The sequence below is a fragment of the Virgifigura deserti genome (assembly GCA_003576685.1).
GTDB lineage: Bacteria > Pseudomonadota > Alphaproteobacteria > Dongiales > Dongiaceae > Virgifigura > Virgifigura deserti.
In genome coordinates this window covers 1-25090 of the sequence record QOZR01000015.1, presented here as the reverse complement: position 1 = coordinate 25090, position 25090 = coordinate 1, and the positions used below count along the sequence as shown (strand labels likewise).

25 protein-coding genes and 2 tRNA genes are annotated in these 25090 nt (G+C 65.3%); 17 read left to right on the top strand and 10 right to left on the bottom strand.

Annotated features, from left to right (window positions below):
• Position 1: 1 nt before the first annotated feature.
• The 9 genes from DT069_RS21505 to DT069_RS21465 all read left to right on the top strand — a co-directional run bounded on the left by DT069_RS21505 (position 2) and on the right by DT069_RS21465 (position 9787).
• Complete coding sequence (locus tag DT069_RS21505; RefSeq protein ID WP_119462398.1) at positions 2-733, top strand: sarcosine oxidase; 732 nt, start codon at positions 2-4, stop codon at positions 731-733.
• A 99-nt stretch (positions 734-832) separates the two neighbouring features.
• Positions 833-1471, top strand: a complete 639-nt coding sequence (locus DT069_RS21500) for a helix-turn-helix domain-containing protein (RefSeq protein WP_119462397.1) — start codon at positions 833-835, stop codon at positions 1469-1471.
• 105 nt (positions 1472-1576) lie between these two features.
• Positions 1577-2485, top strand: a complete 909-nt coding sequence (locus DT069_RS21495; RefSeq protein ID WP_119462396.1) for a class II glutamine amidotransferase — start codon at positions 1577-1579, stop codon at positions 2483-2485.
• A complete protein-coding gene (locus DT069_RS21490) occupies positions 2482-3165 on the top strand; it encodes a protein glxC (RefSeq protein ID WP_119462395.1) in 684 nt (227 codons plus the stop codon). Before DT069_RS21495 ends, DT069_RS21490 begins: the two co-directional genes overlap by 4 nt.
• Positions 3165-4511, top strand: coding sequence for an FMN-binding glutamate synthase family protein (locus DT069_RS21485; protein WP_119462394.1), 1347 nt, complete (start codon positions 3165-3167; stop codon positions 4509-4511). The genes DT069_RS21490 and DT069_RS21485 overlap by 1 nt, the downstream gene beginning before the upstream one ends.
• 113 nt (positions 4512-4624) lie before the next feature.
• Positions 4625-5932 carry a type III glutamate--ammonia ligase gene (gene glnT / locus DT069_RS21480; protein WP_119462393.1) on the top strand — a complete coding sequence of 436 codons (1308 nt, stop codon included), beginning with the start codon at positions 4625-4627 and terminating at the stop codon, positions 5930-5932.
• A 183-nt stretch (positions 5933-6115) separates the two neighbouring features.
• Positions 6116-7798: a formate--tetrahydrofolate ligase gene (locus tag DT069_RS21475; RefSeq protein WP_119462392.1), complete on the top strand. Its 1683-nt coding sequence runs from the start codon at positions 6116-6118 to the stop codon at positions 7796-7798.
• Between the two features lie 28 nt (positions 7799-7826).
• Positions 7827-8171 carry a cupin domain-containing protein gene (locus DT069_RS21470; protein WP_119462391.1) on the top strand — a complete coding sequence of 115 codons (345 nt, stop codon included), beginning with the start codon at positions 7827-7829 and terminating at the stop codon, positions 8169-8171.
• Between the two features lie 113 nt (positions 8172-8284).
• Positions 8285-9787, top strand: a complete 1503-nt coding sequence (locus DT069_RS21465) for an aldehyde dehydrogenase (protein ID WP_119462390.1) — start codon at positions 8285-8287, stop codon at positions 9785-9787.
• A gap of 123 nt (positions 9788-9910) precedes the next feature.
• Here the strand turns inward: DT069_RS21465 and DT069_RS21460 are convergent, their stop codons facing one another.
• From DT069_RS21460 to DT069_RS21450, 4 genes are all read right to left on the bottom strand, one after another.
• Positions 9911-10174 (bottom strand): hypothetical protein, encoded by a 264-nt coding sequence (locus DT069_RS21460; RefSeq protein WP_119462389.1) that lies wholly within the window; start codon positions 10172-10174, stop codon positions 9911-9913.
• Positions 10175-10290: 116 nt separating this feature from the next.
• Positions 10291-10857, bottom strand: a complete 567-nt coding sequence (locus tag DT069_RS21455) for a PEP-CTERM sorting domain-containing protein (RefSeq protein ID WP_119462388.1) — start codon at positions 10855-10857, stop codon at positions 10291-10293.
• A gap of 146 nt (positions 10858-11003) precedes the next feature.
• Positions 11004-11621, bottom strand: a complete 618-nt coding sequence (locus DT069_RS25090; RefSeq protein ID WP_425450458.1) for an HAD family hydrolase — start codon at positions 11619-11621, stop codon at positions 11004-11006.
• Positions 11510-12019: an HAD hydrolase-like protein gene (locus DT069_RS21450; protein WP_425450459.1), complete on the bottom strand. Its 510-nt coding sequence runs from the start codon at positions 12017-12019 to the stop codon at positions 11510-11512. Before DT069_RS21450 ends, DT069_RS25090 begins: the two co-directional genes overlap by 112 nt.
• A gap of 544 nt (positions 12020-12563) precedes the next feature.
• Here DT069_RS21450 and DT069_RS21440 point away from each other — a divergent pair.
• Positions 12564-13328: an SDR family NAD(P)-dependent oxidoreductase gene (locus tag DT069_RS21440; protein ID WP_119462386.1), complete on the top strand. Its 765-nt coding sequence runs from the start codon at positions 12564-12566 to the stop codon at positions 13326-13328.
• A 9-nt stretch (positions 13329-13337) separates the two neighbouring features.
• Here DT069_RS21440 and aguB read toward each other — a convergent pair whose 3' ends face one another.
• The 3 genes from aguB to DT069_RS21425 all read right to left on the bottom strand — a co-directional run bounded on the left by aguB (position 13338) and on the right by DT069_RS21425 (position 17520).
• Positions 13338-14216: an N-carbamoylputrescine amidase gene (gene aguB / locus DT069_RS21435; RefSeq protein WP_119462385.1), complete on the bottom strand. Its 879-nt coding sequence runs from the start codon at positions 14214-14216 to the stop codon at positions 13338-13340.
• Positions 14217-14389: 173 nt separating this feature from the next.
• Complete coding sequence (locus tag DT069_RS21430; RefSeq protein ID WP_119462384.1) at positions 14390-15769, bottom strand: aspartate aminotransferase family protein; 1380 nt, start codon at positions 15767-15769, stop codon at positions 14390-14392.
• Between the two features lie 398 nt (positions 15770-16167).
• On the bottom strand, positions 16168-17520 hold the full coding sequence (locus DT069_RS21425; RefSeq protein ID WP_119462383.1) for a glutamine synthetase family protein: 1353 nt from the start codon (positions 17518-17520) through the stop codon (positions 16168-16170).
• A 292-nt stretch (positions 17521-17812) separates the two neighbouring features.
• Here DT069_RS21425 and DT069_RS21420 point away from each other — a divergent pair, with 292 nt between their 5' ends.
• From DT069_RS21420 to DT069_RS21410, 3 genes are read left to right on the top strand one after another with little or no spacing between them, the layout of a single operon-like run.
• On the top strand, positions 17813-19216 hold the full coding sequence (locus DT069_RS21420) for a glutamine synthetase family protein (RefSeq protein ID WP_425450451.1): 1404 nt from the start codon (positions 17813-17815) through the stop codon (positions 19214-19216).
• 4 nt (positions 19217-19220) lie between these two features.
• Positions 19221-19643: a VOC family protein gene (locus DT069_RS21415; RefSeq protein WP_119462382.1), complete on the top strand. Its 423-nt coding sequence runs from the start codon at positions 19221-19223 to the stop codon at positions 19641-19643.
• Positions 19644-19661: 18 nt separating this feature from the next.
• Entirely contained in the window at positions 19662-20219 is a 558-nt protein-coding gene (locus tag DT069_RS21410) for a GNAT family N-acetyltransferase (protein WP_119462381.1), read from the top strand.
• Here the strand turns inward: DT069_RS21410 and ald are convergent.
• Entirely contained in the window at positions 20216-21334 is a 1119-nt protein-coding gene (gene ald, locus DT069_RS21405) for an alanine dehydrogenase (protein ID WP_119462380.1), read from the bottom strand. The two genes, DT069_RS21410 and ald, sit on opposite strands and share 4 nt — an antisense overlap.
• Before the next feature lie 104 nt (positions 21335-21438).
• On the bottom strand, positions 21439-22782 hold the full coding sequence (gene aptA / locus DT069_RS21400; protein WP_119462379.1) for an omega-aminotransferase AptA: 1344 nt from the start codon (positions 22780-22782) through the stop codon (positions 21439-21441).
• A 173-nt stretch (positions 22783-22955) separates the two neighbouring features.
• Between aptA and DT069_RS21395 the strand changes: the two genes are divergently transcribed.
• Positions 22956-23513, top strand: coding sequence for a cupin domain-containing protein (locus DT069_RS21395; protein WP_119462378.1), 558 nt, complete (start codon positions 22956-22958; stop codon positions 23511-23513).
• Here DT069_RS21395 and rlmB read toward each other — a convergent pair.
• Complete coding sequence (gene rlmB / locus DT069_RS21390; RefSeq protein WP_119462377.1) at positions 23510-24433, bottom strand: 23S rRNA (guanosine(2251)-2'-O)-methyltransferase RlmB; 924 nt, start codon at positions 24431-24433, stop codon at positions 23510-23512. The genes DT069_RS21395 and rlmB overlap by 4 nt on opposite strands.
• Positions 24434-24600: 167 nt before the next feature.
• On the opposite strand from rlmB, the gene DT069_RS21385 reads away from it, so the two are divergent.
• From DT069_RS21385 to DT069_RS21375, 3 genes are all read left to right on the top strand, one after another.
• Positions 24601-24686: transfer RNA gene (locus DT069_RS21385), tRNA-Tyr, on the top strand.
• Positions 24687-24770: 84 nt separating this feature from the next.
• Positions 24771-24844, top strand: a tRNA-Gly gene (locus DT069_RS21380).
• Between the two features lie 132 nt (positions 24845-24976).
• Positions 24977-25090: GTP-binding protein (locus DT069_RS21375; protein WP_162913343.1), on the top strand; the 114-nt coding region annotated here is incomplete at its 3' end.

Here is a 25090-nt window from a genome sequence, read left to right as displayed (position 1 = left end):
CGTGGCTGCAGTCAATGCCCTTCAGCCGACCGATCGCCTGCGGCGCAGCTTCGTCTATCGCATCCTGCAGGCGAATGGCGCCGTCTTCGAGGAGATCAACGGCGGCGCCGTCGCGATGAGGTTCGGCGCTTCGACCGAGTCGGAGGTTGCGAAGGCCCGCAGGCTCGGCCTTGCCGACCTGTCGCCGCTGCCGCGCACCGGTTTTAAAGGTGTCGGCACGGTCGACTGGCTGACGGCGCAGGGCCTGACCATCGGTCCGGACAGCAACCGCGCCTACCGGCAGAGCGGTGGCGAGCTTGCGGCGCGGCTGGCGCCGACGGAAGTGCTGCTGCTCGACTCCCTGTCCGGTGACGGGGCGCTGATCGAGCGGTTGAACGGCGCATGGGGCTGGAGCACCGAGACGCCGCGGAAGCCGATCGGCTATCCGATGCCGCGCGCCGACAGCCATTGCTGGTTCGCGGTGACCGGAGAGCAGGCCCCCGCCATGTTCGCGAAGATCTGTGGCGTCGATCTGCGCCCGAACAAGTTTCCCGAGGGGGCGATTGCCCAGACCTCGGTCGCCAGGATTAATGGAATCGTGATTCGGCAGGCGACGGCCCTGCCAAGCTATTATCTGCTCGCAGACAGCGCCTCCGCAGAGTATCTGTGGCATGGCGTAATGGACGCGATGCTTGAGTTCGATGGCGGGCCGGTCGGCTTGGCGGCAGTTCGGGAGCTGAGCAGCGGCGTCTAGGCAGCCTCCGACCTCTGGCCAGGTTGGCCGGGTGCAGGGACCCTGCCTGGATTGCCGTGATCAGGCAGGCGTTTCGGTGCCCGGGAAGGAAGGGGGAGGTTGACGAAAAGTCGACAGAACGAGGAGTTTCAGGATCCGCACGCGCTTTCCGGTGCTCGCGACAGCGGTCTTGAGGTTTCGATCGGCCGGGAAGTCCGGGAATTTCGCCGCAAGCTCGACATGACGGTGGCCGAGTTGGCGCGTCTCGCAGACCTGTCCGCGGGCATGCTGTCCAAGATCGAGAACGGAATGACCTCGCCGTCTCTGGCCACATTGCAGTCGCTGTCCCGCGCGCTGCATGTACCGGTCACCGCCTTCTTCCGAAAATATGAGGAGGAGCGCGACGCCACCTTCGTCAAGGCTGGCCAGGGTCTGACGATCGAGCGGCGCGGGACGCGGGCCGGGCATCAGTATCAGCTGCTCGGCCATACGATGCGCAAGAATATTGCGGTCGAACCTTACCTGATCACCTTGAGCGAGCGGTCCGACGTCTTTCCGCTCTTTCAGCACGCCGGCGTCGAGTTCCTCTATATGCTCGAAGGCGAGGTCGGCTATCGCCACGGTGACAAGACCTACATCCTCACGCCCGGCGATTCGCTGTTCTTCGATGCCGACGTGCCGCATGGCCCCGACGATCTGCGACGCCTGCCCATCCGTTTCCTCTCGATCATCACCTACGCCCGGGGACCGGAAGAGTAGGCTGAAAATTCCTGAGAGGAAATTTTTTTTCCTCATCATTGCGCAGCGGATGATTTTCCGCTAACGTCGCCTGTGCTTGGGTGTCCACGAAAGGGCAGTGTCATCATGTGTGGAATCGTCGGTCTTTTTCTGAAAAAGCCGGAACTTCGGCCGCAACTCGGCGCGCATCTGCAGACCATGCTGGTCGGCATGACCGATCGCGGGCCCGATAGTGCCGGCATCGCCGTCTATCATCGCCCGGTCGAGGCGAATCAGTGCAAATTGACGACCTTTCACGCCAACCCGGACTATCCCTGGCGGAAGCTCGGGGGGCAGCTCGCCGAGGCGCTCAACGCCGAGGTGGATGTCGAGATCAAGGCCAATCACGCGGTGATCACTGTCGGCGCCGCCGAAGGCTCGGCGCGCGCCTGGATCACCCGCAGCCATCCGGAGGTCCGGATCATGGGCTATGGCCAGCTGATGGAGGTCTATAAGGACATGGGCCTGCCGGCCGACGTGGCGCGGCGATATTCCCTGGAGGGGATGGAAGGGTCGCACGCGATCGGCCACACCCGCATGGCGACGGAAAGCGCGGTGACGACCGAGCATTCGCATCCCTTCACCGCGGCGCCCGATATGTGCCTGGTCCATAACGGCTCGCTCAGCAACCACAACAATCTCAGGAAGTGGCTGCGTCGGCGCGGGCTGGAGTTCGAGACCGACAATGACAGCGAGGTGGCGGCGCGTTACTTCGCCTACCGCCTCGGCGAGGGTGCGACCCTGGCCGAAGCGCTGGAGGCCGGCCTGCGCGACCTCGACGGCTTCTACACCTTCACCATGGGCACCCGCGACGGCTTCGCCGTGTTGCGCGACGGCATCGCCTGCAAGCCGGCGGTGCTCGCGGAGACCGACGACTGGGTCGCCATGGCGTCGGAGTTCCGCAGCCTCGCCAACCTGCCCGGCGTCGAGAAGGCCAATATCTGGGAGCCGGAGCCGGCCGTTGTCTATACCTGGAGCCTGCAGGAAGCCGCATGAATACCATCGATCTTTCCAAAACACCGGTCCGCGAACTCAATCAGCGCCTCCACGATCTGACCCCGGACACGAACGAGCGCCTGTGGCGGATCACCAATCTAAAGGGTGAGCACGCGCTCGCCGTCGGTCTCACGGTCCCCATCGAGGTCGAGATCGACGGGCATGTCGGTTACTACTGCGCCGGCATGAACAAGGAGGCCAAGGTCGTGATCACCGGCCATTGCGGCGTCGGCGTGGCCGAGAACATCATGTCCGGCGAGGTGCGGGTAAAGGGCAACGCATCGCAGGCGGCCGCGGCGTCTGGTCATGGCGGCCTCGTGGTCATCGAGGGCGACGCCAGCGCCCGCTGCGGCATCTCGATGAAGGGCGTCGACATTGTCGTCGGCGGATCGGTCGGACATATGAGCGCCTTCATGGGACAGAGCGGGAGTCTGGTCGTCTGCGGCGATGCGGGGCAGAGCCTGGGCGACTCGATCTATGAAGCCAGGCTCTATGTCCAGGGAAGCGTCGAGAGCCTCGGCTCCGACTGCATCGAGAAGGAGATGACGCCGCATCATCTGGCAAAACTCGAGCGGCTGCTGTCCCGCGCCGGGATCGAGGCCGACCCTCGTCGCTTTCGCCGATATGGCTCGGCGCGGCGGCTCTACAGCTTCCACGTCGATCAAGCGGAGCAGTACTGATGGCTGACGATTCCCGTTCGTTCCCGTCCGGCGGCGAAGCCCCCTGGGGTGGTCGCGAGTCCTGGACGTTCGATCAACCGACGATCTCCTACATCCAGCGCGCCGCGACGACGGGCATCTATGATATCCGCGGTGGTGGCGCCAAGCGCCGCGTTCCGCATTTCGACGATCTTCTGCTCCTCGGAGCGAGCGTCTCCCGGTACCCGCTCGAGGGCTATCGCGAGCGGTGCGACACCAACGTCGCGCTGGGAACCCGTTTCGCCAAGAAGCCGATCGAGCTGAAGATTCCGGTGACGATCGCCGGCATGTCGTTCGGCGCCCTTTCGGCCCATGCCAAGGAGGCGCTGGGCCGTGGCGCCAGCCAAGCCGGCACCAGCACCACCACGGGCGACGGCGGCATGACGGACGAGGAGCGCAAGGCGTCGAAGATGCTCGTCTATCAGCTTCTGCCCTCCCGCTATGGCCTCAACCCCGACGACCTGCGCCGGGCCGACGCCATCGAGGTGGTGATCGGTCAGGGCGCCAAGCCCGGTGGCGGCGGCATGCTGCTCGGCCAGAAGATCAGCGACCGGGTGGCTGCGATGCGGAACCTGCCCAAGGGGATCGACCAGCGAAGCGCCTGCCGTCATCCAGACTGGACCGGCCCGGACGACCTGACGATCAAGATCCAGGAGATCCGCGAGATCACCGACTGGGAAAAGCCGATCTATGTTAAAGTCGGCGCCACGCGGACGCGTTACGATGTTGCGCTGGCGGTCAAGGCGGGCGCCGACGTGGTCGTCGTCGACGGCATGCAGGGCGGTACCGCGGCGACCCAGGACGTGTTCATCGAGCATGTCGGAATTCCGACCCTGGCGGCCGTTCGTCTCGCCGTCGAGGCCTTGCAGGAGCTCGACATGCATCGCAAGGTGCAGTTGATCGTCTCCGGCGGTATCCGGACCGGCGCCGACGTGGCCAAGGCGCTCGCGCTGGGCGCCGATGCCGTCTCCATCGGGACCGCGGCCATGGTCGCGCTCGGCGACAACAGCCCGCATCTCGTCGACGAGTATCGCAAGCTCGGGACGGCGCCGGGCTATTACGACGATTGGCAGGAAGGGCGGGATCCGGCCGGTATCTCGACGCAGGATCCGGAGCTCGAGAAGCGGCTCGATCCGGTCCTCGGCGGCCGCCGGATCGCCAACTACCTGCAGGTGCTGACCCTGGAGTGCCAGACGCTGGCCCGCGCCTGCGGCAAGACCCACGTCCACAATCTGGAGCCTGACGATCTCGTCGCGCTGACGATCGAGGCGGCGGCGATGGCCGGCGTCCCGCTGGCCGGGACCGGGTGGATTCCCGGGCGAAGCTAGCGAGCGAGGCGGGGACTTGCCGGCCCGCGGGCCGGCCCGGGGACCATGCAGTGGAATGATGCAACAAAACACCCGGCGATGCCGGGCGCGGAAAGAGAAGCAGGGAGCGATAGATGCCCGTCGATCTTCAGAAAGTAGCTAAAGAGAGGAATATCAAATATTTCCTGATCAGCTTCGTCGACATGTTCGGCGGGCTGCGGGCCAAGCTGGTCCCGGCACAGGCGATCGGACAGATGCAGCGCGACGGCGCCGGGTTCGCCGGCTTCGCCACCTGGCTCGACATGTCGCCGGCCGATCCCGACCTGTTCGGCAAGCCTGATCCGGACAGCCTCATCCAGCTCCCCTGGAAGCCGGAGGTCGGCTGGCTGGCCAGCGACCTGTGGATGGACGGCAAAGAGGTGGCGAACACGCCGCGCGTGATGCTGAAGAAGCAGATCGCGGCCGCCGCGAAGCAGGGCTATCGCATGAAGAGCGGCGTGGAATGCGAATTCCACCTCGTCACGCCGGACGGCAAGGCTCTGGCCGATCCGCATGATACGCTGGAAAAGCCCTGCTACGACCAGACGGCGCTGATGCGGCGCTATGACGTGATCACCGAGATCTGCGACAGCATGCTCCAGCTCGGCTGGGGTCCGTATCAGAACGACCATGAGGATGCCAACGGCCAGTTCGAGATGAACTGGGACTATGACGACTGCATGAAGACGGCCGACCGCCACGTATTCTTCAAGTACATGGTCAAGACCATCGCCGAGAAGCATGGTTTGCGGGCGACCTTCATGCCGAAGCCCTTCATGAACCTGACCGGCAATGGCTGCCACGCTCATATCTCGGTCTGGGACGAGACGGGCAAGACCAACCTGTTCCAGGACGATGCGGGCGAACTCGGATTGTCGAAGCTCGCCTATCAGTTCCTCGGCGGCATCATGCATTCGAGCGAGGCGCTCTGCTCGATTTTCACGCCCACCGTCAACAGCTTCAAGCGGATCAACGCGCCGCGGACGACCTCCGGCGCGACATGGTCGCCGAACACCATCAGCTATACCGGGAACAACCGGACCCACATGGTGCGGATTCCCGATGCCGGCCGGTTCGAGCTGCGGCTGATGGACGGCGCGGTCAATCCGTATCTGCTTCAGGCCGGCGTGCTGGCGGCCGGCCTCGACGGTATCGCCAACCAGCGCGACCCGGGCGAGCGGCTCGACATCAACATGTACACGGATGGCCACAAGCTGGAGAACGTCCGGCGGCTTCCGCTCAATCTTCTCGATGCGATCCGCATCACGGACCAGAGCAAGGTCCTCCGCGCCCAGCTCGGCGACGCGTTCGTGGACAGCTACGTCAAGATGAAGAACGAGGAATGGCGGAGCTACATGCGGCACCTGTCGGGCTGGGAAACCGCCAATACGCTCGATTGCTGACCGCTGCGTAAAGGCGCGACGATTCGTCGCAGGCAGGTGTGGCCGCAAACGCCTCGCAAACGCCTTGACGGCCGGTCGGGGGGTGGCGTGGCGGTTGCGCCTGCTTCCGTTTTTTGGCAAACACACCGGGACCGTATGTCGGGCGGCTCCGGCAGCGAATGAAAAATGAGGGAGAAGCAACGGATGGCGAAGAAGGTCGGAAGCGATATCGAGATTGCTCGCGCGGCGGAGATGCAGCCGATCGAGAAGGTGGCGGCCGCCCTCGGTATCCCCGAAAAGGATCTGTACCGCTACGGTCCGACCAAGGCGAAGCTGTCCTTTGATTTCGTCAATAATCTTCAGTCGAAGCCTGACGGCAAGCTCATCCTGGTGACGGCGATCACGCCGACGCCGGCGGGCGAGGGCAAGACGACGACGACCGTGGGCCTCGGCGACGGGCTGAACCGGATCGGCAAGAAGACGATGATCTGCCTGCGCGAGCCGAGCCTCGGGCCGTGCTTCGGCATGAAGGGCGGCGCCGCCGGCGGCGGCTATGCCCAGGTCGTGCCGATGGAAGACATCAACATGCACTTCACCGGCGACTTCCATGCGATCGGCACGGCCAACAACCTGCTCGCGGCGCTGATCGACAATCACATTTACTGGGGCAACGAGCTGGGCATCGACCAGCGGCGGATCACGTGGCGCCGCGTCGTCGACATGAACGACCGGGCGCTGCGGGTGATCACCAACTCGTTGGGCGGCATCTCGAACGGCTTCCCGCGCGAGGACGGCTTCGACATCACCGTGGCCTCGGAGGTGATGGCGATCTTCTGCCTCGCCACCGACCTCGATGACCTGACCCGGCGGCTCGGCAACATCATCGTCGGCTACACCCGCGACCGCAAGCCAGTCTACGCCCGCGACCTGAAGGCCCAGGGCGCGATGACCGTGCTGCTCAAGGACGCGCTGATGCCGAACCTGGTGCAGACGCTGGAGAATAACCCGGCCTTCATTCATGGCGGCCCCTTCGCCAACATAGCTCACGGCTGCAACTCGGTCATCGCGACGAAGACTGCGTTGAAGCTGGCGGACTATGTCGTGACCGAGGCGGGCTTCGGTGCTGATCTGGGCGCCGAGAAGTTCTTCGACATCAAATGCCGCAAGGCGGGTCTCAGCCCGCGGGCGGCGGTGATCGTCGCGACTATCCGGGCGCTGAAGATGCATGGCGGCGTGACGAAGGAAGACTTGGGCAAGGAGAACGTCGAAGCCCTGAAGAAAGGCATGACGAACCTGGCCCGCCATGTTGAGAACGTGCGCAGCTTCGGCGTTCCGGCAGTGGTTGCCATCAACCGCTTCTCGGCCGATACGGATGCCGAGTTGGACGCGGTGCGCCAGCTCTGCGCCGAGCTCGGCACCGAGGCGATCGAGTGCACGCACTGGGCCGACGGCGGCGCCGGCACGGAGAAGCTCGCGCGCAAGGTCGTCGAGCTGACGGAGACGGACGGCGGCGGGTTCCGCACCCTCTATCCGGACGACATGCCGCTGTGGGACAAGGTGCGCACCATTGCCCAGCATCTCTATGGCGCTCAGGGCATCGTCGCCGATAAGAAGGTGCGCGATCAGTTCGCCGAGCTGCAGAAGGCCGGATTCGGGCATTTCCCGATCTGCATGGCCAAGACCCAGTACAGCTTCTCGACCGATCCGAACCTGAAGGGCGCGCCGAGCAACCATGTCGTCCCGGTCCGCGAGGTTCGGCTGTCGGCCGGGGCCGAGTTCCTGGTCGTGATCTGCGGCGAGATCATGACCATGCCCGGCTTGCCGCGCGTACCGGCGGCGAACAGCATCCGCGTCAATGAAAGCGGGCAGGTCGAAGGCCTGTTCTAAACGCGGGCAAATATGAAGGGAGGCGGCCATGGCAGACGGTGGACGACGAGCGACCGTCGCTGACCTGCTGGGCCGCCTCCCTAGGCCGAACGGCGAGCGCTTCGCGGTCGCCTTCGAACGCGGCAGCTTGACTGTCGAGCTGTACGCGCCGCGGGGTAGCGACCCGCAGAAGCCGCACGACCGCGACGAGGTCTATGTCGTGATGCATGGCAGCGGCGAGTTCGTCTGCCGCGACGACCGCTTCGATTTCGGGCCGGGCGACCTCCTGTTCGCGCCGGCCGGCGCGGTCCATCGGTTCGAGAACTTCACCGGCGATTTGACCGTCTGGGTCATTTTCTATGGGCCGCGTGGGGGCGAGTTGCCGGGCGGCTGACGCCCCCATATTCTGTCCGGGTTCCGCCTTGCCCGGCCGCTGAGCGGACGCTACAGTCCATCACTATAGCCGCAATCAAACATCCCAAGAATCATCAGACCGGGAGAACATTGATGTCTGCTGCGTTGTCCCTCGACGCCTGGAAGTCTCAGGCCTCCAGCCTTTCCTACCGCAATCAGGCCTTCATCGACGGGAAATATGTCGACGCCGCATCGGGCGAAACCTTCGACTGCATCAATCCCGCGACCGGCGAGGTTCTGACCAAAGTCGCGGCCGGCGACAAGGCGGATATCGATCGCGCCGTCAAGGCCGCGCGCACCGCCTTTGAGAAGGGCAGCTGGTCGCAGATGGCGCCGGCCAAGCGGAAGAAGATTCTGCAGAAGTTCGCCGATCTTATCGAGAAGCATGGGACCGAGCTGGCGTTGCTCGAGACGCTCGACATGGGCAAGCCGATCCGCGACAGCTCGAGCATCGACATCCCGGGCTCGGCCAACTGCATCCGCTGGTACGGCGAGGCGCTCGACAAGATCTATGACGAGATCGCGCCGACCGGACCCGAGGCGGTGGCCATGATCCGGCGCGAGCCGGTCGGTGTCGTCGGCGCCGTGGTGCCGTGGAACTTCCCGCTGATGATGGCGGCCTGGAAGATCGGCCCGGCGCTCGCCACCGGCAACAGCATGGTGCTGAAGCCCGCCGAGCAGTCGCCGCTGACCGCCATCCGCATCGCCGAGCTCGCGGCGGAGGCAGGCATTCCCGACGGCGTGTTCAACGTCGTGCCGGGCTTCGGCGAAACCGCAGGGCAGGCGATCGGCCGCCATATGGACGTCGACTGCGTCACCTTCACCGGGTCCGCCGAGGTCGGGAAGTATTTCCTGAAATATTCCGGCGAATCAAATATGAAGCGCGTGTCGCTCGAGTGCGGTGGCAAGACACCGAACATCATCATGGCCGACGCGCCGGACCTCGACGCCGCGGCCACCGCCGCGGCCTGGGGCATCTTCTTCAACCAGGGCGAAGTCTGCAACGCCGGCTCGCGGCTGATCGTCGAGGAGTCGATCAAGGACCAAGTGATCGAGAAGGTGATGGCGGTCGCCGAGAAGCTGCGGCCTGGCGATCCGCTTGACCCCAAGACCCGGATGGGCGCGATCGTCGACAAGACGCAGATGGAGCGGGTGCTCGGCTATATCGAGGCCGGCAAGGGCGAGGGCGCCAAGCTGCGGATGGGCGGCGGCCGGGTGAACACCGATAAGGGCGGCTTCTTCATCGAGCCGACCCTGTTCGACGAGGTCGACAACAAGATGAAGATTGCCCAGGAGGAGATCTTCGGCCCGGTTCTGTCGACCATCAGCTTCAAGGATGCCGACGAGGCGATCCGGATCGGCAACGACACGATCTACGGCTTGGCGGCCGCCGTGTGGACGCGCGACATCACCAAGGCGCACAAGGCCGCCCGCGCGCTGCGTGCCGGGGTCGTATGGGTCAATTGCTTCGACGCCGGCGACATCACCTCGCCGTTCGGCGGCTTCAAGCAGTCCGGCTTCGGCCGTGACAAGTCGCTGCACGCGATGGACAAGTACACCGAGCTGAAGACCACCTGGATCAACGTCGGCGCTTAGGGTCAAAGAAGGAACCTCGGGCGGCTGCCGCCAGTCGCCTCCGGCAACGGCACGACGAGGAGCCGAGAGCAGCCGCCCGAGCGACGGCCGCGAGACCGCGACGGAGGCGCCGGGCTGCATGGCCTAGCCCTGCGCCGTCAAGATCGTGCGCCGGACCAGTGCCTCCAGCACCCGGTCCTTGGCAGGCACCGACACGCTCAGGCGACCGTTGCGCAGGTGAAGCCCGTCGTTGGCGCGCAGGATCGCCTCGGCCATGCGGTTGACCGCTTGAACGCGCAGCCCCGCGTCGACGAGGATGATGCCGACGTCGATCCGGTCGAGCGTGGCTGCCGTCGCGGCGAGTCGTCCTCGTTCGAGGGCCGCCGCACCATCGCCGTCACCCTCCACGCACGGGCGCTGTGCGCTTCCCGGATCGGCGGCGAACGCCGCAGAGATCGGTGTCCCGCCGTCGATCCGGTTTGAGAAGCGGCGTCATGGCTGCGGCGCGGAGCGGGTGACCCGCCTTACGGCTGTTCGGCTCTGCGCCGTGCGATCAGTCTAAGACCTGCGAGGCCAATTCCGAGCAGCGCGATTGTTGCCGGCTCCGGGACGGTCGTTGCCTGTGTCAAGCTGACAATGCCGCGGAATAGGTCCTCGCCCTCGGCAAATCGATAGGTCGGGGCTCCCGCGTCATCAGCCACGCCGCAATCTATGTGACGGCCAATCGAGCAAAACCTGACGGCCTCGGGAAATGAACCGAAATTGGTGGTGTCGTTCAGAAAGCCCTCAAAGGCCGTGCTCCCGGCCATGAACGAATAGAGCACATGTCCAATCAACTGTTGGTCGCCAGACGGAACAGGGATGCTAAGCAGAAACAGGCTGTTATCCAAACCGCCAGTCCGCCCGGCGCCGAAGTCCCAGACGAAGTCGGTCATGACCCCCGAATCCGCGTCATAGAGGAACGACCCGGTTCCCGGGCTACCTGATACCGAGCCGTCGAACTCCACGGCGTAAGCGATGGGCGCGGCGGATGCCGCGACAGGCGCGCAGGCCAGCGTGAGCGCAACCGCCACGCAACGAAGTGCTTGCATGTGTCCTCCATTCAAACCGCCTCGTGCGACGGACAGTTGATCCCTGATAAATTATGTAAAATGCATTTCAATGAACCACTGAAACATGCGCAATACAAGATTAATGCTACCGAATTTATTGTAATAAGCCTGTCCTGGGTAAGTCATCAAGCTGCGGGAGCGCGAGGCGAGACAGTCGATGCCGCCCACGGCGGCGCGCCGTTGGCCGCACGCTCATGGACGCCCGGATGAGTGGTCACCATGGGGCGCCTCCGGCGCTCCGTAGGACCAGGGTCGTGAGTTCGGACTGTCGGGCCGTTCCGGTCGCAGTCGCGATGGTCGACGCAGTCATTCCTCGAATCTCGATCATGCGACTTCCCCCTGTCTATCGGCTCCCCGGATTGGAGGGATCGCACGTTCGAATGCATCGGAGATATCCCCATACGGGGATCGTGCGCCACGTCGTTGCAAGGAGCACTTGCGCGCGGTACGGCGCTTGGCGGGTAGTTCGTCGTCAGATCGGCGAGATGCTGCATGTGCGCGAAGGTGGGGGCCGCGCCAGCGGCGCGCAGGCGCTCGGCATGTCCGGGCCGACAGTGGCCTCCGCCCGCGAATCCAAGGACCCGCATCTCGGCGGCGACCGCCGCTTGAGCTCCAGCCACGCTGCCCTCGATCACCAAGCACGCTTGCGGCGCTGTACCCATGCGGCGGGCGGCGAACAAGACCAGATCCGGCGCCGGATTGCCGCGCGGAACCTGCGCCGCACTGAAAATGTGCGGATCCAAGCGGCGAAGCAGGCCGAGACCGACAGCGAATGCCGCAGCCGCGCGGGCCCGTTGCTCGAAGCGACGCAAGCCTTGCACGCCAGCATGTCGAGAGCCGCCTCGATCCCGGCCGTCGCCTTGAGCTCGGACCTGAACGCCGCCGCCGTTCGATGCCGAAGCGTGTCCCCGAGGTCCGCTGGCAATTTCCGGCCGTAGCGGATCTCAAGGTCCGCGAACATCGCCGTCGTACTGAGGCCGAGATATCGGTCCATGATCTCTTCCGCCGAGATGGAAATGCCGATCTCGGTCAAGCACGCCGCATCCGTGCGGCAGGCGATGAGCTCTCTATCGACGAGTACGCCACTGCAGTCGAAGATGACCAGATCGGAGTTGGGGCAGATGTCTGGGTGACGAGTCATGGTGGACAGTGATGGCCGAGCCGGATCCGGAGCGACATCATTCTCCCATCCCGATCTGGCCGCCGCAGTCGGGCTGGCAGTCTCTCGAAGGCCATTTCGAAGAAAGCGGGACAGTGCTGAAACCAGAGAACAGCGATCACCCGCCCGCGTCTTTCAGCACCACTGTGGATCGGCCATCCTTGTCAGGGTGCGCTCCCATGTGCCGGGCCAGGGTCCAGTTGAGGGTTCTCACACGGACATGTCTATTCTTGAACGTTTTCCATTTTCTTGAGTCTTTTCACACGCTCCCAGGAGGACAATGGCTCGCCATGGCGTCCATGATGGGTGACCGGCGTCGGAAAGGCCTTGACCTACGCGTCTCTCAGCAGCACCGTGAGACGGTCTTCCCCGACGTCCTCCTCGATCTGGATCCAGCCTCGCTTCGCGTAGAAGCCGCGCCGCTCGCGGGAGACACACTGGTACGTGCGGTTGCGGCTCGACCGTCGGTCAAGCTGGACGGGGAGGCGAACGGGCGCGTCCCCGTTTTTCTTTGGAGGCAGGGATCGTGAAACTCGACGGAAAGATCGTCCTGGTCACCGGTGCCACTTCTGGAATTGGCGCGGCGATCGCGGCGGCCATGGCGACAGAAGGCGCGATTCAGATGCTGTCCGGCCGTTCGGCGCAGCGGGGCGAGGCCGTGCGTCGACGGGTCGAGGAGAGCGGCGGCCAAGCGACCTTCCTCGCCGGCGATCTCGCCGAGCCCGGCTTTGCGGAGCGACTCGTCGCTGCGACACTGGAGCGGTTCGGCCGGTTGGACATCCTGGTGAACAATGCCGGCCTGCTGTTTCGCGGAACGATCGACCGTTGCAGCGATGAAGAATGGCACCGAACCATGGCGGTCAACCTGCATGCCGTCTTCTATCTGAGCCGCGCGGCTGTCCGCGAGATGAAGCGACAGGGCGGCGGCGCGATCGTCAATATCGCCTCCGATTGGGGGCTCGTCGGCGGGCGGAACGCGCTCGCCTATTGTGCCAGCAAGGGCGCCGTCGTGCAGATCACGAAATCGCTGGCGCTCGATCATGCCCCGGACGGGATCCGCGTCAACGCGGTCTGCCCGGGCGATACGGCAACGCCGATGCTCGACAGCGCGATTGCGCTGCGCGGCGTCGGTCGCGACGAGGGACTGGCGCAACTCGGCGCGGCGGTGCCGATGGGCCGGGTGGCGACGCCGGAGGAGATCGCGAAATCGGTCGTCTTCCTCGCATCCGATGACGCCAGCTACATCACCGGCGCGACCCTCGCAGTGGATGGCGGTCACACGGCCGGTTGAGCCGTCCGGTCAGTCGGCCCAGCTATTGCCGTCAAGCGTCAGGAGCGGCGTGTAGAGTTCCGGCCGCCGATCGCGGAAGAAGCCCCACGAGGCGCGCATCGCGCGGATGCGGTCGAGATCGAAGGTCGCGGTCAGCACCGCATCTTCATCCTCGCCGGCCTCAGCCACCTTCTCGCCATGCGGGCCAGCGATGAAGGAAGAGCCGTAGAAAGTCAGGCTGCAGCTTTCGCCCTTCTCGAGCCCGATCCGGTTCGAGGCGACGAGCGGCGTCATATTGGCGCCGGCATGGCCCTGCATCACCCGCTGCCAGTGATCGCGGCTGTTGATCGTCGGATCTTGCGGCTCGGAGCCGATCGCGGTCGGGTAAAACAGGATCTCGGCGCCCTGAAGGGCCATGGCGCGGGCACATTCCGGAAACCATTGGTCCCAGCAGATGCCGATCCCGATCATAGCGTACTTCGTGTCCCAGACGCGGAAGCCCGTGTCGCCGGGATTGAAATAGTACTTCTCCTGATAGCCCGGCCCGTCGGGAATATGCGACTTGCGGTAATGACCGAGCGCCTCGCCATTGGCATCGAAGACCATCAGCGAGTTGTAATAGGCATTGTTTGCACGCTCGAAGAAGCTGACCGGCAGAACCACCTCCAGCTCGCTCGCCAGACGGCTCATGCGCCGCAGTGTCGGGTGGTCCTTCATCGGGTGGGCAAGCGCGAACATCTCCTGCTTCTGGTCCTTGCAGAAGTAAGGGGTTTCGAACAGCTCCTGCAGCAGGATGACCTGGGCGCCCTTGGCCGCCGCGTCGCGGACCATCTGCTCCGCCTTTGCGACGTTCTCCGCGACTTTCGGACCACAGGCGAACTGCGTAGCCGCCACCGTTACCTGAGCCATGCTCGATCCTTTTCCGGACTCGCGACAAATACCGCCCGAGAATAAAGGTCGGCGGCAACGTGCTTCAAGCCCACGGGCGACGGCGGAGGAAGATTTCTGTTCGAGGGCCCTCCCCCCGCATGGCGAGGGGAGGGAAGAGACGGTAGGTGAGAGAGGCCGGAGCTGTTTCCGGCCTACTTCCCACCGATGTCGGCGAGCGTCAGGTCCAACGCCTTGCGCACCCCGTCGACGAACTCGTCGATATGCTCGCGGGTCCAGATCAGCGGCGGGGAGAACACCAGCGCGTCGCGGACCGCACGCATGATGATGCCCTGCTCGATGCAGTGATCGCGGCACTTCACCCCGACCTCGTCGGCCGGGTCGAAGAGCTGCCGCTTCGCCTTGTCCTTGACCAGCTCGATCGCGCCGATGAAGCCGACGCAGCGCACCTCGCCGACCAGCGGGTGAGCCTCAAGCTCCTTCATCCGCTGCGCGAGATAGGGGCCGGTCTCAGTCTGCACCCGATCGATCAGCCCTTCCTCCTTCATGATGCGGATGTTCTCGATCGCGACGGCGCAGGCGACCGGGTGGCCTGAATAGGTGTAGCCGTGGTGGAACTCGCCGCCCTTTTCGATCAGCGTCTCGGCGACGCGGTCGCCGACCATCACGGCGGAGAGCGGCAGATAGCCCGAGGTGATGCCCTTCGCCAAAGTCATGAAGTCCGGCTTGATGTCGAAAAGCTCGCTGCCGAACCAGCGGCCGGTCCGGCCGAAGCCGCAGATCACCTCGTCGGCGATCAGCAGCAGATCGTACTGCTTGCAGATGCGCTGCACTTCCGGCCAGTAAGTCTCCGGCGGCACCAGGACGCCGCCGGCACCCTGAATCGGTTCGCCGATGAAGGCGGCGACATTGTCCGGGCCGAGCTCGAGGATGCGCTGCTCCAGGGCCTCCGCCGCCTTGCGGCCGAACTCGGCCGGCGACAGGTCGCCGCCCATCGCGTACCAGTACGGCGGCATGACATGGACGAAACCGGGCAGCGGCAGATCGGCTTGGCTATGCATCGCCGACATCCCGCCGAGGCTTGCCGACGCCATGGTGCTGCCGTGATAACCGTATTCGCGGCTGATGAAGGTCTTCTTGCCCGGCTTGCCCTGCAGATTCCAGAAATGCCGGACCATGCGGACGATCGAGTCGTTCGCGTCCGAGCCGGAGCTGCCGTAGAAGACGCGGTTGAGGCCTTCCGGCGTCAGGCCGACGAGAATCTCAGACAGTTCGATGGAGGGCGGCGTCGCGGTCTTGAAGAAGGTGTTGTAGTAGGGCAGCTCCAGCATCTGGCGATAGGCCGCCTCGGCCAGCTCCTTGCGGCCGTAGCCGATATTCACGCACCACAGCCCGGCCATGCCGTCGAGGACGCGCTTGCCCTCGGAGTCCCAGAAATAGGCGCCGTCGGCGCGCGTGATGATGCGGCTGCCTTCCTCGGCCAAGTCCTGGTAGTGGGTGAACGGATGGAGATGGTGCCGGGTATCGATGGCCCGCCACTCGGCGGTGCTGTTGCGAACGGCAGTCTGCGGCATGATTGTGCTCCCTGAAGTGACAATGTGGAACGGCGCAATAGGGGATGCGGCCGCGACCGCCCATGGCATACCACTAGGGCGGCGCAGCCGCGCGTCGATCAGGGGTGATCAGGGATTGAAGCCGATCCGGGCGCAGAGGATCATTAGTTCGGCGCGAAGCGACAAGGCCGAGCAGCGGCGCTCATGGCGCCGTACCGACCCGGCCGGGCCTGCGAAGAGGCCGAGGGCGCGTTGCGCCCCCTGGTTGCAGTTTGTCCGAACCATGAACGCAGTCTAGCACAGGCTCGTGTGATGGTTCCAACGCTTGATTCAAGCGTTAGAAGCTGAATCACACGACAATTCAAAATTTGCGGCCCGTTCACGCGAACGCTTGGGAATCAAGCGTTCGCGACGGGACGCTAAACGTTCAAGAGAAGGTGCTCCCGCTCCCAGGAGCTGATCACCCGCTGATAGGCGTCGAGCTCGGTCTTCTTCACCGCGTCGACGGCGCGCATGAACTTCTCGCCGAGAACCGGCCGGAGCGGTCGGCAGCCGTTGAACTTGTGCAGGGCGTCGTAGAGCGTCCGCGGCAGGGTGTGGGCGAGCCGGTAGGCGCTGCCCTCGATCTGCTTGGTCGGCTTCAGCTTCTCGGCCATGCCGAGATAGCCGCAGGCGAGCGAGGCCGCGATCGCGAGATAGGGGTTCGCGTCGGCGCCGGCGAGGCGGTTCTCGACGCGCCGCGCACCCGGCGACGAGATCGGGACGCGCAGGCCCACGGTGCGGTTGTCGACGCCCCAATGCACGTTGATCGGCGCATCGGAATGGGGCTGCAGCCGGCGGAACGAGTTCACGTTCGGTGCCAGCAGCGGCATCACCATCGGCAGATAGCGCTGCAGCCCCGCCACATGCGCGCGGAACAGCGCCGAATCGCGGCCGCGGCTGTCGGCGAAGAGATTGCGGCCGCTGCGCTTGTCGACGACCGACTGGTGGATATGCATGGAGCTGCCGGGTTCGTTGGCCAGCGGCTTCGCCATGAAGGTCGCGTAGACCTGGTGGCGCATCGCCGCGTGACGGACCGTGCGCTTGAACAGAAAGGCCTGATCGGCGAGCTTCATCGGGTCGCCGTGGTTGAAGTTGATCTCCATCTGCGCGGCGCCGGATTCGTGGGTCAGCGTGTCGATGTCGATCTCCTGCGCCTCACAGAAATCGTAGACGTCCTCGAAGATCGGGTCGAACTCGTTGACCGCATCGATGCCGTAGGATTGGCGGCCGCTTTCTGGCCGGCCCGACTGGCCGATCGGCGGGACCAGCGGCAGGTCCGGATCGGTGTTGATCTGGACCAGGAAGAACTCCAGCTCCGGCGCCACGATCGGCTTCCAGCCGCGCTCGTCATAAAGCTCCAGAACGCGACGCAGGACGTGGCGCGAGGCGATCTCGACCGGCGACCCATCGGCGTAATAGCAGTCGTTCAGCACCTGGGCGGTCGGCTCGTCGTACCACGGTACCAGCCGCACGGTGCTGGCGTCGGGCTGGAGATAAACGTCGACGTCCTGTGGGCTGGTGACGAAGACCCCCTCTTCGTCGCCCCCATAATCACCCGTGACGGTCTGGATGAAGATGCTTTCGGGTAGCCGGAGGGCGTGGCCCCGGGCGCTTTTGATGAATTTGTTCGCCGGCAGGATCTTGCCGCGGGCGATGCCGGCCATGTCGGGGACGAGGCATTCCACCTCGTCGATCTTCCGCTCGGTCAGCCACTCTTCCAATTGCTTCATATGTCCAGCATGGTTCAATGTTTGGGCGAACGGCACCAGGTCGGGCGCCGTTGACGGGCCCTCTAAGGCGCCCTCGGCCAACAAGCCTGGTTGGGGCCTGGCCGGGGAGCATGATCGGGACAAGGAGGGGCGACGCGGATTCCCCTTTCGCACCCGCCCCAAGCCGGGATCCGCCGAAAAAGGTAGGCTATGGCTAGCATGAGGCCCGGATTCTGGCAAGATGGGGCCCTCTGGCCTACTGGCTCCTCGGGGGAGCGTCACGCCCCTTGACGGCCCGTGCGGGATCGGCAGGATGGCGTCGACCGTTCACAACCATGACATTTCCATGAGCCCGAAGCTTCCATCGGCCGAGGCCGAAGCGTTCCTGTCCGCACATCCCGAGATCTCCGGCGTCGAGCTGCTGGTCCCCGACAGCTCCGGAATCATCCGCGGCAAACGGCTGGCGCGCGAGGGACTGCTGAAGCTCTATGAGGAGGGGGTGCGCCTGCCGGGCTCGATCTTCGCTCTCGACTGCACCGGCGCGGATGTCGAGGAGGCCGGGCTGCAATGGGAAGACGGCGATGCCGACCGCATCTGCTGGCCGGTGGCCGGCACGCTGAAGCCTGTGCCGTGGCACAAGCGGCCGCTCGGCCAGGTTCTGCTGGCGATGTCCGAGGAGGACGGCCGGCCGTTCTTCGCCGATCCACGGCAGGTCCTGTCCCGCGTGCTCGACCGCTACAAGGCGGACGGCCTGACGCCGGTGGTCGCCGTCGAACTCGAGTTCTACCTGATCGATCGGGAACTCACGCCGGAGGGCCGGCCGCGGCCGCCCGTCTCGCCGATGACGGGGCTGCGCGAGCGTGCGATGCAGACCTACGGCATGGCGCGGCTGAGCGAGTTCGACGAGTTCTTCGCCAATGTCGAGACGGCCGCTGCGGCGCAGGGAATTCCGGCCGATGCCGCGGTTTCCGAGGCGGCGCCCGGGCAATATGAGATCAATCTGAAGCATGTTCCCGACGCGCTCGCGGCGGCGGACCATGGCGTTCTGCTGAAGCGGCTGATCAAGGGCGTGGCGGCCGATGTCGGGTTCGACGCCACCTTCATGGCGAAGCCTTTCGCGGATCAGGCGGGCAACGGTCTGCATATTCACTTCAGCCTGCTCGACCAGGATGGGCGCAATGTCTTCGACGACGGCACGGGCCAGGGCAGCGAGCGGCTCCGCCATGGGATCGGCGGCCTGGCCGAGTCGATGGGCGAATCGATGGCGATCCTTGCGCCCAACGCCAATTCCTATCGCCGCTTCCAGACCGGAAGCTATGCACCAACGGCCGCCGCCTGGGCCTATAACAATCGGACGACCGCGTTGCGCATTCCGAGCGGCAACGGCATGGCGCGCCGTATCGAGCACCGGGTCGCCGGCGCCGACGCGAACATCTACCTCGTGGTGGCGGCGGTCCTGGCCGGGGCGCATTACGGCCTCGCCCAGCGCATCGATCCCGGCCCGCCGATCACCGGCAACGCCTACGAGCAGGTCGATTCAACTCTGCCGACGACCTGGCACGACGCGCTGCGCGCCTTCGACGAGGCGGAGGTCCTGCCCGATTATCTCGGCGCGGAGTTCTGCCGCGTCTACAGCACCTGCCGCTGGGCCGAGCGACGGAACTTCCATTCGGTCGTCTCGAACCTGGAATATGAGTGGTATCTGCGGACCGTCTGATGCGATGACCGCCGGGGCGCCCATCACCGTTCAGGGAATCGATCACGTCGTCCTCCGCGTTCGGGACGTGGAGCGTATGGTGCGCTTCTACGGCACGGTGCTGGGCTGTGCCGTCGAACGACGGCGGGAGGATCTGGGTCTGGTGCAGCTCCGGGCCGGCCGCTCGCTGATCGACCTGGTCGACGTCGCCGGCAAGCTCGGGACGGAAGGCGGCGCAGCACCCAGCGCGGAGGGTCGCAACATGGACCATCTCTGCCTGCGGATCGAGCCGTTCGACAGCGCGGTGATTCGCGCCCATCTCGAAGCGCATGGCCTCACGCCCGGCGAGGTCACCGACCGCTACGGCGCCGAGGGCGAGGGGTCGTCGATCTACCTTGAGGATCCCGAGGGCAACAGGCTCGAACTGAAGGGTCCGCCGAACGCTTGAGCGGATGCTGTTATCCGGATGCGACATAGATCGAAGCTACCGGACCAGCGGATCGATAGTGGGGCGGATGGCGGCCTCGCGCTGGTCGCGCTGACCGAGTCCGGCCTGCCGCTCATCCGGCGCTGGCTCGGAGCGCCGCATGTCGCCCGGTGGTGGAATCCAGCCGAGGCTGGCATCGCAGAGATCGCAGCTCATCTGCGAGGCGATTCGGTTGCGCCGTTCTTGATGGAACGGCAGGGCCGGCCGGTCGGCTATCTGCAGATCTATCGCGCTGATGGCGACCCGTTCTGGAGCGGACACGACCTTCCGCGGGAGACCCATGGCGTCGATCTCTTCATCGGCGAGTCGGAGGTCGTCGGGCGCGGGCTCGGTCCGCGGTTCCTGCGCCTTGCGGTCGCCCGACTCTTCGCCATGCCGGAGGTCGCGCGCATCCATATCGACCCCGACCCGCACAATGCCGCGGCAATCCGCGCCTATGAGAAGGCGGGATTCAGCCGGGTCGGGCTGATCGAAACGCCCGACGGACCGGCGCTCTATATGACGCAGCGGCGCCCCGGGAGCCGACGGGCCGGTTAGAGGCTCAGCGCCTCCTCGACCGGTGTGAAGTCGAGCTTCAGCGCGTCGGCGACCGCCTTGTAGGTGATGCGGCCTTCATGGACGTTCAGCCCGTTGCGGAGATGCTTGTCCTCGGTCAGCGCCCGGCGGTAACCCTTGTCGGCGAGCGCCAGGGCAAAGGGCAGGGTGGCGTTGTTCAGCGCGAAGGTCGAGGTGCGCGCGACCGCGCCCGGCATGTTGGCGACGCAGTAATGAACGACGCCGTCGACGATGAAGGTGGGGTCGGCATGCGTGGTCGCCTTGCTCGTCTCGAAGCAGCCGCCCTGGTCGATCGCGATGTCGACGAGCACGGAGCCGGGACGCATCTGCTTCACCATCTCGCGCGTCACCAGCTTCGGCGCCGCGGCGCCGGGGACGAGCACCGCGCCGATCACGAGGTCGGCGTTGACGACGTGCTTCTCGATCGCGTCGACGGTGGAATAGATCGTGTTCAGCTTCGGCCCGAATTGGCTGTCGAGCTCGCCCAGCCGGTCGAGCGACCGATCGATCACCGTGACATGCGCCTCCATGCCCATCGCCATGCGCGCCGCGTTGGTGCCGGAGACGCCGCCGCCGATGATCACGACCCGGGCCGCGGCGACGCCCGCGACGCCGCCGAGCAGGATGCCGGCGCCGCCGGACTCCTTCTCCAGGCAATGGGCGCCGACCTGCACCGACATCCGGCCGGCGACCTCGCTCATGGGGCCGAGCAGCGGCAAGCCGCCGCGCGCGTTCGTGACGGTCTCATAAGCGATCGCGATGCAGCCGGAGTCGATCAGTCCCTTGGTCTGCTCGGGGTCGGGGGCGAGATGCAGGTAGGTGAACAGGATCTGGCCCGGCCGCAGCATCTTGCATTCGCCGGGCTGCGGCTCCTTGACCTTGATGACCATCTCGGACTCGGCGAACACCGCCGCGGCGTCTTTCGCGATCTCGGCACCGGCGGCGCGATAGGCATCGTCCTCGAAGCCGATGCCGGTGCCGGCCTGGGTCTCGACGAGCACCTTGTGCCCGTGATGCACTAGTTCGCGAACGCTCGCGGGCACGAGGCCGACGCGGTACTCGTGAGTCTTGATCTCCTTCGGCACACCAATGAGCATGGGTTCACTCCGGTAATGGCAAAACAAGAATGAGCGATATCAAAACAGGTTCGTCCGCCCGCCGGTCGGCGAGCGGGCGCTGGTCTAGAAAAACCTTCGGCCGATCAGTCGAGGTCGCGCAGCACCTCCGCGAGAGTGCCAAAGATCTGGTCGATGTGGCTCTTCTCCAGGATCAACGGCGGCGATAGCGCGATGATGTCTCCGGTCGTTCGAATCAGCAAGCCCTTCTCGTAGCAGCGCTGGAAGGCGTCGAACGCCCGCTTGGTCGGCTTGCCGGGGAGCGGCTCGAGTTCGATGCCGGCGATGATTCCGAGGTTGCGCAGGTCGATGACGTTGCGCGTTCCCTTCAGCGAATGGACCGCATCCTCCCAATAGCCCGAGAGCTCCGCCGCCCGCTCGAAAAGACCCTCCTCCTTGTAGGTGTCGAGGGTTGCGAGGCCGGCGGCCGCGGCGACTGGATGGCCGGAATAGGTATAGCCGTGGAACAGCTCGATCGTGTTCTCCGGCGCGTCCATGAAGGCGTCGTAGATGCCCTTGCGGACGAACACCGCGCCCATCGGGATCGTGCCGTTGGTCAGGCCCTTGGCGGTGGTGATGATGTCGGGCCGGACGCCGAAATATTCGGTCGCGAAGCTCGCGCCGAGGCGGCCGAAGCCGGTAATCACCTCGTCGAAGATCAGCAGGATGCCGTGACGGTCGCAGATCTCACGCAGTCGCTGCAGATAGCCCTTCGGCGGGACCAGCACGCCGGTCGAGCCGGCGACCGGCTCGACGATCACCGCGGCGATCGTCGAGGCGTCATGCAGCGTGACGATCCGCTCTAGTTCATCGGCCAGCTCCGCGCCCCAGCCCGGCTGGCCGCGGCTGAAGGCGTTCTTCGCCGGATTGTGGGTGTGGGGCAGGTGGTCGACGCCGGCGAGCAGGCTACCGAAGACCTTGCGGTTGCTGACGATGCCGCCGACCGAGATCCCGCCGAAGCCGACGCCGTGATAGCCGCGCTCGCGGCCGATCAGGCGCTGGCGCGCACCCTCGCCGCGGGCGCGGTGATAGGCGATCGCGATCTTCAGCGCCGTGTCCACCGACTCCGAGCCGGAGTTGGTGAAGAATACGTGGTCCAGATCGGCAGGCATGAGGGTCGTCAGCCGCGAGGCCAACTCGAAGGCGAGGGGGTGGCCGAGCTGGAAAGAGGGCGCGTAGTCGAGCTTGCCGACCTGCGCGCGCACCGCCTCGGTGATCTTTTCGCGACCGTGGCCGGCATTCACGCACCACAGCCCGGCGGTGCCGTCGAGGATGCGGCGGCCGTCGATCGCCGTGTAGTGCATACCCTCGGCGGAGACCAGCAGGCGCGGCTTCTGCTTGAACTGCCGGTTCGCCGTGAACGGCATCCAGTAGGCTTCGAGATTGTTCGGGGAGATGTCGAAATCCGTCGGGAGGGTCGTGCTCTGCATGGGCTGCTCGCCAGGTTCTTGTCGGTTTCGAAGAAGGTCAACCAACCTATCATGCTTAAAAAAGTCGACAAGTGGGATGTTGCAAGAATTCAGGAAGGCCCAAAAACGAGTGGAACAACGATGTGAATGTTGAATATATTAAACAGACTTAACGGCCCGAGTGAGAGGATAGAATGAATCGAGCGGAATTCGACGTCGGGGCGCGGCTGCGGATCCTGCGCGAGATGCATGGGCTCTCGCAGCGGGAACTGGCGAAGCGGGCCGGCGTCAGCAACGCCATCATCTCACTGATCGAGCAGAACCGCAGCAGCCCATCTGTCGGCTCGCTCAAGAAGGTGCTGGACGGGCTGCCGATCTCGCTCGCCGAGTTCTTCGCCGTCGATCCGGCGCCCAGGCCGCGCGTGTTCTTTAACGCGGACGAACTCGTCGAGCTGGCCGGCGGCCGGATCTCCTATCGTCAGGTCGGGCCGGACCTCGCCGGGCGGGCGCTGCAGATCCTGCATGAGCACTACGCACCGGGTGCCGACACCGGCGAGGCGATGCTGCACCATGAGTCGGAGGAAGGCGGCGTCGTCATCCGCGGACGGCTGGAGATCACGGTCGGCGACCAGAGCCGGGTGCTGGGGCCGGGGGAGGCCTATTATTTCGACAGCCGCCTGCCGCATCGCTTTCGCAATCTCGGCGAGGAGGAGTGCGAGGTGGTTTCCGCCTGCACACCGCCCAGTTTTTAGCCGCGCGCGCCGGATCGGCTCTGAAGCTGGCTCCGGGCGCGCTCATAGAGCGCAACAGCCGCCGCATTGGAGACGTTCAGATCGGCAATGGGGCCTCCAGTGGGCAGGCGCGCCAGAAAATCGCACCGCTCGCGCGTGAGGCGGCGCAGGCCGGCGCCTTCGGAGCCGAGCGCCAACGCGACACGGCCGGAGAGGGGAATTGCTGCGAGAGTCTCGCCGGCCTCCGCCGCCAGGCCGACGCACCAGAATCCGGCCTGCTTCAGATCGTCCAGAGCGCGGGCGAGATTGGTGACGCGGACCAGGGGCATATGCTCGAGAGCGCCGGAGGCCGCTTTGGCGAGAGCGCCCGACTCGGGTGCGGCGTTCCGCTCCGTCAGGACCACGGCCGCGGCGCCGAAAGCGGCCGCCGAGCGGAGGATGGCGCCGACATTGTGCGGATCGGTTACTTGGTCGAGCAGCAGAACGGTGCCCTCGTCGGGCGGCAGGGTCGCGCAGACCTCGTCGAGTGCGGCCGCCGGGAGGGGCCGGACCAACGCCGCCAGCCCCTGATGCACGGCACCCTCCGGGAGAAGATGGGTGAGCGTATCGCGGTCGACCCGCTCGGGTGCCGGCAAGCCGGTGGCGCGATCACTCATTCCCTTGGTCAGCGACTCGACGGTCGTGGCCGCCTCGGCGGTATAGAGCAGACGCAACAGATGGCGGCGCGCATTGCCGAGTGCCGCCGTCACGGGATGGCTGCCATAGAGCCAATAGGCGTCGCCGTCACCTTGGCCCCGCGGATGCCGGCTGGAGAGGTGATTCGGGCGGCCACCATGGCTTTTGGAGTCGCGCAGTCCGGCGCCGCGCGGTCGCGCAGCGGCCGGGTGGCCGTGGGGCCTGCTCGCGGATGGCTTTTTGGGGAACGTCTTGCGTTTGCTCATGGTGTGCGGCTAATATCTCTCCTAGACAAATGGTTGATGCAAGCGCCTTCGGTGGCTGGCCGTGTCGATCCCCGCCGAATGGTGGCGATTTCGTATGTTTTAAAGTTGACAAGCAAGCGCGAATCCTCATAGTTCGCAACTCCGTTGCGCCGGGCGCTGCGGTGTTCGGAGGGGTGCCCGAGTGGCTAAAGGGGACGGGCTGTAAACCCGTTGGCGTACGCCTACGTAGGTTCGAATCCTACCCCCTCCACCAACGGGCGCCGCGCTGGCGAGCGGACGGCGGCGCCCCGGATGGGCAAAGCCGGGCAAGGATGTAGGGAAGGGCGTAAGGAAAACCGCGGGTGTAGCTCAATGGTAGAGCTCCAGCCTTCCAAGCTGGCTACGTGGGTTCGATTCCCATCACCCGCTCCAAGTCAGGTGATTCCGGCCAGGTGGCCCCGATGGTTGATGAAGGGGCGAGCGTAGTATCGGGCCGGTGGGGTTAAGCATCGGTGTATTTACGGGGCGTCGGCAACAGACTCGACGAAGTAGGAACGGAAAGCGATGGCGAAGGCGAAGTTTGAGCGGACGAAGCCGCATGTGAATGTCGGGACGATCGGGCATGTCGATCACGGCAAGACGTCGTTGACGGCGGCGATCACGAAGGTCCTGGCGGAG

Bases quoted from the DNA above. Each gene is read 5' to 3' on its own strand.
- DT069_RS21455 (WP_119462388.1), bottom strand. From the start codon at position 10,857: ATGCAAGCACTTCGTTGCGTGGCGGTTGCGCTCACGCTGGCCTGCGCG.
- ald (WP_119462380.1), bottom strand. From the start codon at position 21,334: ATGCTCATTGGTGTGCCGAAGGAGATCAAGACTCACGAGTACCGCGTC.
- DT069_RS21470 (WP_119462391.1), top strand. From the start codon at position 7,827: ATGGCAGACGGTGGACGACGAGCGACCGTCGCTGACCTGCTGGGCCGC.
- DT069_RS21395 (WP_119462378.1), top strand. From the start codon at position 22,956: ATGAATCGAGCGGAATTCGACGTCGGGGCGCGGCTGCGGATCCTGCGC.
- DT069_RS21430 (WP_119462384.1), bottom strand. From the start codon at position 15,769: ATGCCGCAGACTGCCGTTCGCAACAGCACCGCCGAGTGGCGGGCCATC.
- DT069_RS21490 (WP_119462395.1), top strand. From the start codon at position 2,482: ATGAATACCATCGATCTTTCCAAAACACCGGTCCGCGAACTCAATCAG.
- aguB (WP_119462385.1), bottom strand. From the start codon at position 14,216: ATGGCTCAGGTAACGGTGGCGGCTACGCAGTTCGCCTGTGGTCCGAAA.
- DT069_RS21415 (WP_119462382.1), top strand. From the start codon at position 19,221: ATGACCGCCGGGGCGCCCATCACCGTTCAGGGAATCGATCACGTCGTC.
- DT069_RS21410 (WP_119462381.1), top strand. From the start codon at position 19,662: ATGCGACATAGATCGAAGCTACCGGACCAGCGGATCGATAGTGGGGCG.
- rlmB (WP_119462377.1), bottom strand. From the start codon at position 24,433: ATGAGCAAACGCAAGACGTTCCCCAAAAAGCCATCCGCGAGCAGGCCC.
- DT069_RS21420 (WP_425450451.1), top strand. From the start codon at position 17,813: ATGGCGTCGACCGTTCACAACCATGACATTTCCATGAGCCCGAAGCTT.
- DT069_RS21450 (WP_425450459.1), bottom strand. From the start codon at position 12,019: ATGACTCGTCACCCAGACATCTGCCCCAACTCCGATCTGGTCATCTTC.
- DT069_RS21465 (WP_119462390.1), top strand. From the start codon at position 8,285: ATGTCTGCTGCGTTGTCCCTCGACGCCTGGAAGTCTCAGGCCTCCAGC.
- aptA (WP_119462379.1), bottom strand. From the start codon at position 22,782: ATGCAGAGCACGACCCTCCCGACGGATTTCGACATCTCCCCGAACAAT.
- DT069_RS21495 (WP_119462396.1), top strand. From the start codon at position 1,577: ATGTGTGGAATCGTCGGTCTTTTTCTGAAAAAGCCGGAACTTCGGCCG.
- DT069_RS21425 (WP_119462383.1), bottom strand. From the start codon at position 17,520: ATGAAGCAATTGGAAGAGTGGCTGACCGAGCGGAAGATCGACGAGGTG.
- DT069_RS21485 (WP_119462394.1), top strand. From the start codon at position 3,165: ATGGCTGACGATTCCCGTTCGTTCCCGTCCGGCGGCGAAGCCCCCTGG.
- glnT (WP_119462393.1), top strand. From the start codon at position 4,625: ATGCCCGTCGATCTTCAGAAAGTAGCTAAAGAGAGGAATATCAAATAT.
- DT069_RS21475 (WP_119462392.1), top strand. From the start codon at position 6,116: ATGGCGAAGAAGGTCGGAAGCGATATCGAGATTGCTCGCGCGGCGGAG.